The following is a 12,108-nucleotide window of genomic DNA, read 5'->3' on the forward strand; positions in this document are numbered from 1 at the left end:
TAGCGACCGGCCGGGAGGCCGCGCTGGTGTTCGCCACGAACACCGCCGGATCGGGTGCCCGGCCGGGTCCCGACCGGCCCCGGAAAACGGGGCCGGTCGACGGGACGCGGGACCGGAACCCGGCGTCAGCGGCGCGGTGTCACCGTGGCCAGCAGCTCCGGCTGCCGCCGGTCCAGCACGTCACCGGCCAGGTAGCTGCCGAGCAGCGCCGCGCCCAGCCCGTACGCCACTCCGAAGGGCAGGGCCAACCAGAGCCAGACGTCACCGAGCAGCGCGGCGGCCACCACGACCGGTACGCCGGCCACCGTGGAGGCGAGCATCGCCACCAGGCTGAAGGCGCTCTTCGCGACCCCGGCGCCGCTGTTCAGCGCGAACGGGTTGCTCGTCTCGGGCAGCGAGTACGCCCCGAGCACCGAGACGAACCCGATCACGGCGAGCCCGGCCCCGTACGCGGCCGCCAGGCTGCCGGCCGCCATGGCGATCCACCCCGGCTCGCCGAGGACCAGCGGGATCGCCACGGCGACCACCGCCAGCATGGGCAGCACGTACGCGGAGAACGCGGCGAAGCGGGCGCGCAGCTCCAACCGCCCGGGCACGTCGGCCACCACGTGCGCCGCGTACGCGCTCCCGTCGAAGCCGAACTGGTTGGCCAGGGTGATCGAGGCGAGCACACCGACGAAGACCATCGAGAGGCTGAGCAGCACCGGCGAGGCGCCGCCACCGCCGGCGACCAGGCCCCGCTCCTCGTCGAGGGTGAAACCCGTGCCACCGATGTTGACCATGGCCGGTACGAAGATGCCGACCACGGCGATCGTGATCAGGTTGGCCCGCCGCCGGGCGTCACGCCACCAGTAGCGGCACTCCCGGGCAACCAGCGCGCCGAACCGGCCCCGCCGGGCCCAGCCGGCCGCCCGCGGGAAGAGTTGGGCCACTGCGCCACCGGCGACGCCGCGGGTCGTCGGCGCCGGGCCCGCGGTCGCCGCGCCGAGCATCGCGGACTCCAGCGACCGCGACCACCACAGCAGCAGCGCGCCGAGCGCGAGCGCGGTGATAAGCAGCTTGACGGGGGCCGCCCAGGCCCTGCCCTGCGCCACGTCGATGGCGGCCGTCCAGGGCGCACCGAGCGGCGTCCACCCGACCACCTCGGCGACGCCGGTCAGCCGCGTCCAGTCGGTCTCCCGGATCGCGGCGAGCCCGAAGATCTGGAGCGGGCCGATCAGCGCGGCGGCCACGGCCAGCAGCACCGCGGCCAGGTCACGCACCCGCCGGGACCGGAGCATGGTGGCGAAGGCGCTGGTCACGGCCCGGCTCGCCGCCACGCAGAGCAGCAGGCCGGCGAGCACGCCGACGACGGCGACCAGGCCGGCCGACCAGCCGCCGAGCACCCACGCGGTCACCACCAGACCGGCGGTCGCGACCAGCACGGCGATCACCGGCACGCTGACGAGGGCGGCCGCGAAGAGCCCGGTGACCAGGGTGCGACGGGGCAGCGGGAGCAGGGCGAACCGCGCCGGGTCGAGCGTCTCGTCCACCCCGAAGAAGACCAGCGGCAACAGGAGCCAGCCGATCACCAGCACCCCGCCGCCGAAGGCGGCGACCATCAGCGCGTAGCGGTCGTCGTCGGCCAGGCCCGGAGCGGCGAAGAGGAAGAACCCGCTGGCCGCCAGCCAGAACCCGAACACCGCGCCGACCACGAAGAGCGCGATCCGCCAGCCCTGGCCGCGGAAGTTGTTGCCCATCACCCGCAGCTTCAGCCGGACGAAGTGGCGCGCCGAGACCCGGCGGGCCGGTGCGGCCGGCTCGGTCAGTTTGACAGCCACGCCAGCTCCTCCCCGGTCGCCGTCCGCCCGCCGACCACCTCGACGAAGACGTCCTCCAGCGAGCGCTTCCCGCGGACCTCGTCGATCGTGCCGACCCGCTTGATGGTGCCCTCGGCGAGGATCGCCACGTGCGAGCAGAGCCGCTCGACGACCTCCATGACGTGACTGGAGAAGACCACGGTGCCGCCGCTCGAGACGTACCGGTGGAGGATGTCGCGGATCAGCGCCGCGGAGACCGGGTCGACCGCCTCGAACGGCTCGTCGAGCACCAGCAGCCGCGGCCCGTGCAGCAGCGCGCAGGCGAGGCCGATCTTCTTCTTCATGCCGGCCGAGTAGTCGACGACCAGGGTGCGGCCGGCGTCGCCGAGCGCCAGCACGTCGAGCAGCTCGGCGGCCCGCTGGTCGACCACCGCCGGGTCCATGCCGCGCAGCAGACCGTGGTACGCCAGCAGCTCCGCGCCGCTGAGCCGGTCGAACAGGCGCACCCCGTCGGGCATCACGCCGAGCAGCCGCTTCGCGCCGACCGGGTCGCCCCAGACGTCGTGCCCGAGGACCCAGGCGCGACCGGCGTTCGGGCGGAGCAACCCGACCGCCATGGAGAGCGTGGTGGTCTTGCCGGCGCCGTTCGGGCCGAGCAGGCCGTAGAAGGAGCCGGCGGGGACGTCCAGGTCGACGCCGGCCACCGCGACCTTGCCGTCGAACTGCTTCGCGAGGCCACGCAACGCCAGCGCCGGGTGCTCACCAGTCATGGCTCCGACCGTATCGGGCCGGGACCATCGACGAATCCGCTCGCGGAATGATCTCCGGTCATCCCCGCGACGTACCCGTCGTGCCGCCGCGTCACCCCTGCGCCGTGCCGGCTAGAGCCGTAGGGCGTCCGGGGCGTGCAGGCGCAGCATGGTCGCCCCGATGTCGGCCGGGACGCGGCGGCGGGTGGCCATGGACACCGCCACCGTCACCGTGAAGGCCAGTGGCACCGTCCAGGCGGCCGGCTGCGCGACGAGCGTGGCCGGCCAGCCGGACAACGGCGGGCCGATCACGGTGACCAGCACGGCCGCGATGGCCGCGCCGCCGCCGACCAGCACCCCGGCGGCGGCGCCCAGATCGGTCAGCCCGCGCCACCAGATGCCGAGCACCAGCAGCGGACAGAAACTGGACGCGGCGACCGCGAAGGCGAGCCCGACCACCTGGGAGACGTCCAGCCCGGAGACGTTCAGCGCGAGTACCAGGGGCACCGCGCCGGCGATCACCGCGGCCAGCCGGAAGCCGCGTACCGAGCCGCGGCCGAGCACGTCCGTGGAGATCACCCCGGCCACGCTGGTGAGCAGCCCGGACGAGGTGGAGAGGAAGGCGGCGAAGGCGCCGGCCGCGACGAGCGCGGCGAGCAGACGGGCGGTCGTGCTGTGGCCGAGCGCCGCGCCCGGGAGCAGCACGACGACCGCGTCGGTCTGGCCGGTGACCAGCAGTTGCGGCGTGTAGATCCGGCCGAGCACCCCGTACAGGGTGGGCAGCAGGTAGAAGGCGCCGACGAGCGCGAGCACGACCAGGGTCGTCCGCCGGGCCGCCGCGCCGTCCGGGTTGGTGTAGAAGCGCACCAGCACGTGCGGCAGGCCCATGGTGCCCAGGAACGTGGCGAGGATCAGGGAGTACGTGGCGAACAGGCCCCGGTCGTCGTTCCCGGCCGTGCTGGGCAGCAGCCAGTCGGACGCTCTGATGGCCACCCCGGACACCTCCGGCACCGGCTCGCCGGCCGCGAAGGACAGCTCCTCGCCGGGGCGTACCTTCCGGATCTCCCCGTCAGGCAGCGTGAGGGTCGCCGGGTGCTCGACCACGACGGTGGTCGCGGTGCGGAACGTCGGCCCGTCGGGCGGGGTCACCGCCGGGCGGGCGTCCGCCTGCCACTGCAGGGCCAGGAAGATCGCCGGTACGGCGAGCGCGGTCAGCTTGAGCCAGTACTGGAACGCCTGCACGAACGTGACGGCCCGCATCCCGCCGAGCGCCACGTTGGTGGTCACCACGACGGCCACCAGCACGGCGCCGACCGGGTACGCCGAGCCGGTGACCGTGGAGAGGGTGAGCCCGGCGCCCTGGAGCTGGGGCACCAGGTACAGCCAGCCGATGAAGATGACGAAGGCGGTGGCGAGGATGCGCAGCCGCCGGGAGCCCAGCCGCACCTCGCAGAAGTCCGGCAGCGTGAACGCGCCGGAGCGGCGCAGCGGCGCGGCCACGAACAGCAGCAGCGCGAGGTAGCCGGCGGCGAACCCGACCGGGTACCAGAGCACGTCCACGCCGTACTTGAGGATCAGCCCGGCCACGCCCAGGAACGAGGCCGCGGACAGGTACTCCCCGCCGATCGCCGCGGCGTTCCAGGTCGGACTGATCACCCGGGAGGCGACCAGGAAGTCGGAGGTGGTGCGGGCCAGCCGCAGCCCGTAGAAGCCGATGGCGACGGTGACCAGCGTGACCGCGACGATCGCCGGGACGACGAGTGCGTTGCCCACGTCAGCGCTCCGGCCGCTGGACCAGGTCGGTGAAGTCCTGCTCGTTGCGCTCGGCCAGCCGCACGTACGCCCAGCCGACCGCGATCAGGAACGGAAAGCTCGCCACCCCGAGCAGCAGCCAGGGCAGCTTCACCCCGAGCACGGTGACCCGGCCGACCGCCGGCGCGATCGCGAACAGCCACGGCAGCCCGCCGAGCCCGATCATCACGACCAGCGAGAGCCGCAACGCGAGGGCGAGCTGGGCGCGGACCAGCCCTTTGACGAGTGCCTCCCCGACGCGGGTCTGCTGGGCCAGCTCGGTGCGCGTGCGGGCGGCGCGGTCCTCCCGGCCGGACACCTCGGCCAGCACGACCCGCGCCCGCGGCTGCGGGACCCCGACCCGGGTCGGGCCGCCGGGGCGTACCCGGTCCACTGCCCCGGGCGGGTCCCCGGCCGGGGGCACCGGGATCGGATCTTCGGCGGCGGCCACCCCGGCAGTCTCGCCCGATCACCGGGATTGTCAAGGGTGGGCTGTGCATAACCTGTGGAGAACGCGTCACCCCTGTGGATAACCCGGTGGACGGCTGACAAGAGGGCGGGGTCGGTGTAACCACCGACCCCGCCCTGCGGTCACGCCGCGCCGGTCAGGCCGCGCCGGCGCAGGCCGTGCCGATGCAGGCCGCGCCGACGCGGGCCGTGCCCGTCACGCCGCGCCGACGCGGGCCGTGCCCGTCACGCCGCGCCGACGCGCTCCGGACGGGCGGAGGCGGAGCCGAGCCACGTGTGCGGGTTGCCGTACCAGCACCAGCCGAGCTTCGGCGCGCCCTCGCTGATCCAGAGGGCGGGCACCCGCTTGTCGCCGCACCGCGAGCCGACCAGCGAGAAGCACTTGTTCTTCGCGAGCGCGGCCGGGTACAGGGTGACCAGCGCGAGCCCTTCGTCGATGCTGAGCGGCAGCCGGTCCTGACCGGTGATCACCTCCATGGCCGACGACGGGGCGAGGTTCAGGGTCTCCTCGCCCCGGTCGACGTCGAAGAGCAGGTACGCGGGCCCGTCGGGCACCTCCAGCTCCTTGATCGGGTCGAAGCGGGCCAGGTCGCCCTCGGCGTAGTGCCGGTCGAGGAACCCGGGCTTGCGCTTGCCCGCCAGCGTGGTGAGCGCGAGCCGCTCCTCCACGCCGATCAGCTCCCGGGTGATCACCAGCAGGAACGGCACCCGGCCCTCGGTGGGGGCCGGCAGTCCCGTCGCGCCGGCCACGGCCGCGGAACGCAGGGGGCGAACCAGCTGCCGGAAGGCGTCCTCGGTCATTCCGGCAAGGGTGGGGTAGCCGAGTCCCACCAGGCGCTGCACCTGGCGGTCGAACTCGGCGGCAGGGTCGAACGGCGCATCGGACATGGAGCCTCCTCGCGGGTCGTACGGCCTACCGTACAGCGTACGGTAAAGCGCCGGTATTCCCGCCTAGCGATTCCAGTCCTGCTTGGCCGCCCGGACCAGCTTGTCCTTCAGCTCCCGGGTGTGCCGGCGGCTGACCGGCAGCTCCGTACCGTCGATGACCACCACGTAGCCGGAGTTGACCAGCCGCAGCTCGGCGATCAGCTTCAACTGCACCAGGTACGAGCGGTGGATCCGCACGAAACCCGCGTCCGCCCAGCGCTCGGCGAGGGTGGCCAGGGACACCCGCACCAGGTGCGACCCGTCGGCCGTGTGCAGTCGCGCGTAGTCACCCTGGGCCTCCACCCAGCGCACCGCCGAGCGGGGCAGCATCCGGGTGGTGCCGGCCAGCTCGATCGGGATCGTGGGATCCTCCTCGGCCCGGGCGAGCGCGGCCGGGTGCGACGGCACCACCCGCGAGCCGATCACCCGGCGCAGCGACTCGGCGAGCCGGTCGGCGCGTACCGGTTTGCGGACGTAGTCGGTGGCGCCCAGGTCGAACGCGTCCACCGCGCCGTCGTCGTACGCGGTGACGAAGACGATCGCCGGTGGGCGGGCGAAGCGGCGCAGCACCCGGGCCAGCTCCATCCCGTCCAGGCCGGGCATCCGGATGTCCAGGAACACCACGTCCACGTCGCCGTCCCGCAGCAGCCGCAGCGCCTCGGTCGCGTCGCCGGCCGTGTGCAGCCGGGCCACGCGAGGATCGGCCCGCAGGTGGTACGCCAGCTCGTCCAGGGCCGGGGGCTCGTCGTCCACCGCCAGCACCCGCAGGAAGCCGGCCGGGTTCACGCCTCCGATCCGGTCGTTCCGCTCGTTCACGAGCCCGCCCGTACGCCCGGGTGGAACTTCGGCACGCGCATGCTCACCTTCGTACCCGAGCCCAGGCCGGTCTCGACGACCAGGCCGAACCCGTCCCCGAACACCGACCGGAGCCGCTCGTCGACGTTGGAGAGCCCGACGTGCTGCCCGGAGTCCTCACCGGGGTCGCCGGTGCTGCGGGCCAGCTCGGCGATGCCGGCGGTCAGCGTGGTCGGATCCATCCCCACCCCGTCGTCCTCCACCGTGATGTGGCATTCGGCACCCGCGTCCCGGGCCTCGATGCTCACCATGCCCGTGCCCGGCTTGCGGGACAACCCGTGCCGGACGGCGTTCTCGACCAGTGGTTGCAGGCAGAGGAACGGCAGCGTCACCGGCAGCACCTCGGGGGCGATCTGCAACCGCACCTGGAGCCGGTCACCGAAGCGGGCCCGCTCGATGGTGAGGTAGCGGTCGATCGACCGCAACTCCTCGGCCAGCGTGGTGAACTCGCCGTGCGCCCGGAACGAGTACCGGGTGAACTCCGCGAACTCCAGGATCAGCTCGCGGGCGCGCTCCGGATCCGTCCGGACGAACGAGCCGATCGCGGTCAGCGCGTTGTAGATGAAGTGCGGGCTGATCTGGGCCCGCAGCGCGCGGATCTCGGCCCGGGCCAGCCGCTCCCGCGACGAGTCCAGCTCGGCCAGGGCGAGCTGGTTGCCGGCCCAGTGCGCGGTTTCGAGGGTGGCCTGCACGAGCCCCGGGGCCGGCGGCCCGTCGGCGACCGCGACCAGGGCGCCGACCACCCGCGCGTCCGTCCCGGTCAGCGGCGCGACCACCGCGCCCCGCACCGGGCAGTCGACCCGGTCACAGCGCAGCTCCGACTCGCCGAGCACCGTGGACCGCCCGGTGGTCACCGCGCGCCGGGCCGCGCCGAGCAGTTGCTCGCCGTGGTGCGTTCCGCGCCCGTCGAGCGCCAGCAACGCGTCCCGGTCGGTGAGCGCCAGGCCGACTGCGCCCACGAGGGCCCGCAGATGGCGTACGGCCTTCGCCGCGCCCGCCGGGCTCAGCCCGGCCCGCAGGGGTTCGGCGGCCAGGCCGGCGGTGTGCAGCACCTCGTACGTGGCCCGCTGGGTGGCGGTCGCGATGCCCCGGCGGGCGCGCAGCCGGCCCACCGCGAACAGCGCCGCGCCGAGCGCGGTGACCAGCGAGACGACGCCGAAGACGGCCGAGAGGTTGCCACCCACGCCCAGATCCTGTCGGCTCCGGGCGTCGCAGCCAAGGGGTCAGTACGCGCCCTTGCGGGCCAGCACGACGCCCACGGTGCGCCACAGGATGCTGAGGTCGTACGCGAGCGACCAGTTGTCGACGTAGTAGAGGTCGAGCCGGACCGCCTCATCCCAGGACAGGTCGGAGCGGCCGGAGACCTGCCAGAGGCCGGTCATACCCGGACGGACCAGCAGCCGGCGGCGCACGTCGCCGAGGAAGTCGCCGTCGTCGGCCGGCAGCGGGCGCGGCCCGACCAGCGACATCTCGCCCCAGAGCACGTTGATCAACTGGGGCAGCTCGTCCAGCGAGGAGGCACGCAGGAAGCGGCCCACGGGGAAGACCCGCGGATCCTGCTTCATCTTGAAGAGCATGCCGTCGGTCTCGTTCTGGTCGACCAGGCTGGCCAGGCGCTCCTCGGCGTCGACGTACATGGTCCGGAACTTCCACACCCGGAAGGTGCGGCCCTCGTGCCCCACCCGCGGCTGCCGGAAGAAGACCGGCCCCGGGTCGGAGATCTTGATGGCCACCGCGATGGCCACGAACACGGGGACCAGCACGAGCAGCCCGAGCCCGGCGGCGACCCGGTCCATGAGGTTCTTGGCGAGCAGCGCCGGGCCCGAGAGGGTGGGCTCCTCGACGTGCAGCAGCGGCAGGCCCTCGATCGGGCGGATGTGCACCCGGGGGCCGGCGATGTCGGTGAGCTGCGGCGCGACGACCAGGTCGACGCCGGAGCCCTCCAGCTGCCAGGCCAGCCGGCGCAGCTCGCCCGGCTCGGCGCTGGCCGAGCCGCACACCGCGATGGTGTCGCCGCCCACCTCGCGGACGAGGGCGAGCACGTCGCGGCCCGCGAACACCGGGACGGGGGTCTGCATGCCGCGGGCCGCCGCGTAGCCGTCGGTGAGGTGGATGGCCACCGGTACCAGGCCGGCGGCCGGGTTGCGGGTGACCGCCGTGTAGACCTCCAGGCACTCCGGCAGGGTGCCGACCAGCACCATCCGGTGCCCGCCCTGACCGATGTTGCGCCGGACCACGTGCAGCACGAAACGGGCCAGGATGCGGCCCAGCAGGATCAGGAGCAGGGCGCCGAGCAGCGCCGTGCCGACCGTGTAACGGGACAGGTCGGTCTTGGTGGCGAAGGCCAGGAACGAGACCGTGGCGGCCACGGCCACCCCGGCCCGGATCACCCGCTTGAACTCGTCCGGGCCGAGCCCCAGGTAGCGCCGGTCGTACGCCCGGTTGCCCCAGAGGATGACCACCCAGCCCAGCGGCAGCAGCACGAACGCCACCGTGAAGAACCAGGTCGGGTCGTTCTGGGCGTTGTAGAAGCCGGCGCGGGCCTGGTCGAAGGTGTGGATCGCGGTGAAGCTGGCGAACGCCGCCGCCGCGAAGTCGAGCAGCAGGAGGATGGCGGTGTAGGGACGGTGCCACCGGGAGACGCGCCGGCGGGCCCGTGCCCACGCCGACCGGGGTACGCCGTTGTGCGACGGCGGCGTCGGCGGCTGGATCTCGAAGCTGTCGACGTGCCGCACGAGTTTGCTCCGGCCTTCGTTGGTTACCGGGCGCTGGAGGCTTGTCGTCACCTCACCCATGTCCTCCCGCATGACACGCGCCGCTCACTCATCGTGAGGGGCCCGGGTCGCCCACCGTCCCAGTCTCCCACGCGGGGCCCGACCGGGCGCCGGACCCGAAGGACTTTGCGCCCCGCTGGTGCCGGCGGGATCTGGCCGGCTCCACGCCACATCAGAAGCCGGGGACCGAGCCACTATACCGATGGATGGCGCGCTCGGAAGAGTCGCCGAGCAGGACTTGTCGCGATATCACGGCGATTTCACTCAGTAACCGGCGGGTGGCGTTACTCACCGTACGAGCCGCGACAGCCGACGGTCAGCGAGGGCCTTGCCGCCGGTCTGACAGGTCGGGCAGTACTGCAGGCTCGAGTCGGAGAAGGAGACCTCCCGGATGGTGTCGCCGCAGACCGGGCAGGGCAGTCCGGTGCGCGCGTGCACCTTCAACCCGGAGCGCTTCTCACCCTTCAGCTCCGCCGCCCGCTGCCCGACCGACCGGCCGACCGCGTCACCGAGCACCTGCCGGGTGGCGGCGTGCAGCGCCGCCAGCTGACCGTCCGTGAGCCGGTCGGTGATCGCGAACGGAGAGAGCTTCGCGGCGTGCAGGATCTCGTCGGAGTACGCGTTGCCCACCCCGGCCAGCACCGCCTGGTCGGTCAGCACCGACTTCACCTGGCCCCGCCGGCTGCGCAGGCGCTCGGTGAACGTGGGCAGGTCGGCGGTGAGCGCGTCCGGGCCGAGCTTGGCCACGCCCGGCACCGTCGCCGGATCCGTCACCAGGTACGCGGCCAGCTTCTTCTGGGTACCGGCCTCGGTCAGGTCGAAGCCGGAGCCGTCGTCGAGGCGTACCCGCAGGGCGATCGGGCCCTTACCGGGGCGCAGTGGCGCCGCGGAGGGGAACGCCTCCCGGTAGTGCAGCCAGCCCGCCCGGGCCAGGTGGACCACCAGGTGCAGGTCGCCGTCGAAGACCACGTCCAGGAACTTGCCGTGCCGGCGGGCGTCCACCACGGCCCGGCCGGTCACCGCGGTGGGGGCCGGATCGTACGTCTTCAGGGCGCTGATCGCGGCGACCTCCAGCCGGTCGACGCGCCGCCCCACCGCCCGCTGGCGCAGGTAACCCGCGAGCGCTTCAACCTCCGGTAGTTCGGGCACCTGACAACGGTAGCCTTCTTTCCCGTGAGAATCGTGGTGGCGCACAACCGGTACCGGGAGGCTCAGCCCTCCGGGGAGAACACGATCGTCGACGCGGAGATCAACCAGCTCACCGCGGCCGGCGTCGAGGTGGTGCCGTTCATCCGGAGCTCGGACGAGATCCCCACGTTGCCGCTGGCCGCCAAGGCGCTGCTGCCGGTCTCGCCGATCTACGCGCCGCGCGCCCAGCAGGAGCTGAGCCGCTTGATCACCGAGCACCGGCCGGACGTCCTGCACCTGCACAACCCGTACCCGCTGCTCTCGCCCTGGGTGGTGCGGACCGCCCACCGGCACGGTGTGCCCGTGGTACAGACGGTGCACAACTACCGGCAGGTCTGCTCCTCCGGCCTCTACTTCCGGGACGGGATGATCTGCCAGGACTGCCGCGGCCGGGCGCTCGGCGTACCGGCGATCGTGCACCGCTGCTACCGGGGCTCGCGCGCGCAGAGCGCGCTGATGGCCACCACGCTGGCCGTGCACCGGCCCACCTGGCGTTCGGTCGACCGGTTCGTCGCGCTCACCTCGGCGGTCGCCGCGCACCTGCGCGACTACGGCATTCCGGACGACCGGATCGTGGTCAAGCCGAACGGCATCCCGGACCCGGGACGCCCCGCGCCGCTCGGCGACGGCTTCCTCTTCCTGGGCCGGCTCTCCCCCGAGAAGGGGCTGGACCTGCTGCTGGACGCCTGGCGACGGCACCCGGACGGCGCGCTCGGCCCGCTGCGCATCGCCGGCGACGGCGAGCTGCGCCCGCTCGCCGAGGCGGCCGCCGCCGAGCGGGCGGACGTGACCTTCCTGGGCCCGTTGGACCGCGCCGGGGTCCGCGCCGCCCTCGAATCGACCGCCGTGGTCCTCGCCACCTCGACCTGGCACGACGTGCTGCCCACCGTGATCATCGAGGCCCTGGCCAGCGGCCGGCCCGTGCTCGGCACCGCGCTCGGCGGCATCCCGTACCTCGTCGGTGCGGACACGCCACGCGTACCGGCCGGCACCGGCCCCGCGGAGGTCGCCTCCGCCGTGGCGCCACCGGCCGGTCCCGTGCCGTCGCCTGGGCCGCTGACCGGATCCGTGCCGGCGGTCGAGTCCGTGCCGGCCTCCGGGTCTGGGTCGGCGGCCGGGCCGCTGGGCGGCGCCGCCGTGCCGGCCGGGATCGAGGCCGGCGAGGCCGGCTGGGTCGTGGCGCCCGAGGCCGCCGCGCTGGCCGCCGCCCTGCCGCTGGCCCGCGCGGGCGCGGCGGTGCTGTCCCAGGGTGCCCGGCTGCGCTACGAGCGCACCTTCCACCCGGACGTGGTCACCAAGCAGCTGATCGACATCTACGCCGGCGTCTCCCGCGCCGCGCGCCCCTCCTGACCCACCCCGCGGTCACCAGGAGGTTGTCCACCCGGGCCCGCCCGCCCGGGCACGCCCCGACGCTCCGCGCCGGCTCCACGCAACTTCCTGGAAGTTGTGCCTTCCCCGCCGACGGAGGCCACTATTTCCGGGAATTTGTGGCTTCGGTGGTGCTCGGTGGCCGCAACTTCCCGGAAGTTGTTGTCATCCACGCACTCGGTCACGTGC

General features: G+C 73.6%; 10 protein-coding genes. 1 reads left to right on the top strand and 9 read right to left on the bottom strand.

Annotated elements, in window-relative coordinates:
• Positions 1-125 precede the first annotated feature (125 nt).
• From D7193_RS29595 to D7193_RS29635, 9 genes are all read right to left on the bottom strand, one after another.
• Complete coding sequence (locus D7193_RS29595) at positions 126-1,820, bottom strand: ABC transporter permease (RefSeq protein WP_120782939.1); 1,695 nt, start codon at positions 1,818-1,820, stop codon at positions 126-128.
• Entirely contained in the window at positions 1,805-2,569 is a 765-nt protein-coding gene (locus D7193_RS29600; protein ID WP_120782940.1) for an ABC transporter ATP-binding protein, read from the bottom strand. Before D7193_RS29600 ends, D7193_RS29595 begins: the two co-directional genes overlap by 16 nt.
• Positions 2,570-2,680: 111 nt before the next feature.
• Positions 2,681-4,321, bottom strand: a complete 1,641-nt coding sequence (locus D7193_RS29605) for a sodium/solute symporter (RefSeq protein ID WP_120782941.1) — start codon at positions 4,319-4,321, stop codon at positions 2,681-2,683.
• Between the two features lies 1 nt (position 4,322).
• The gene (locus D7193_RS29610) at positions 4,323-4,733 is read right to left on the bottom strand and encodes a DUF485 domain-containing protein (RefSeq protein WP_120783023.1); all 411 of its coding nucleotides are present in this window, start codon (positions 4,731-4,733) and stop codon (positions 4,323-4,325) included.
• A 299-nt stretch (positions 4,734-5,032) separates the two neighbouring features.
• Complete coding sequence (locus D7193_RS29615; protein WP_174242769.1) at positions 5,033-5,695, bottom strand: DUF5701 family protein; 663 nt, start codon at positions 5,693-5,695, stop codon at positions 5,033-5,035.
• A gap of 63 nt (positions 5,696-5,758) precedes the next feature.
• A complete protein-coding gene (locus D7193_RS29620) occupies positions 5,759-6,520 on the bottom strand; it encodes a LytR/AlgR family response regulator transcription factor (protein WP_120783024.1) in 762 nt (253 codons plus the stop codon).
• 26 nt (positions 6,521-6,546) lie between these two features.
• Complete coding sequence (locus tag D7193_RS29625) at positions 6,547-7,773, bottom strand: sensor histidine kinase (RefSeq protein ID WP_120782943.1); 1,227 nt, start codon at positions 7,771-7,773, stop codon at positions 6,547-6,549.
• 39 nt (positions 7,774-7,812) lie between these two features.
• Positions 7,813-9,384, bottom strand: coding sequence for a sugar transferase (locus tag D7193_RS29630; protein ID WP_120783025.1), 1,572 nt, complete (start codon positions 9,382-9,384; stop codon positions 7,813-7,815).
• 267 nt (positions 9,385-9,651) lie between these two features.
• Positions 9,652-10,512 (bottom strand): Fpg/Nei family DNA glycosylase, encoded by an 861-nt coding sequence (locus D7193_RS29635; RefSeq protein WP_120782944.1) that lies wholly within the window; start codon positions 10,510-10,512, stop codon positions 9,652-9,654.
• Positions 10,513-10,536: 24 nt separating this feature from the next.
• On the opposite strand from D7193_RS29635, the gene D7193_RS29640 reads away from it, so the two are divergent.
• Complete coding sequence (locus tag D7193_RS29640) at positions 10,537-11,901, top strand: glycosyltransferase family 4 protein (RefSeq protein ID WP_120782945.1); 1,365 nt, start codon at positions 10,537-10,539, stop codon at positions 11,899-11,901.
• The last annotated feature ends 207 nt before the right edge of the window (positions 11,902-12,108 follow it).

Source organism: Micromonospora costi, assembly GCF_003626655.1.
GTDB lineage: Bacteria > Actinomycetota > Actinomycetes > Mycobacteriales > Micromonosporaceae > Micromonospora > Micromonospora costi.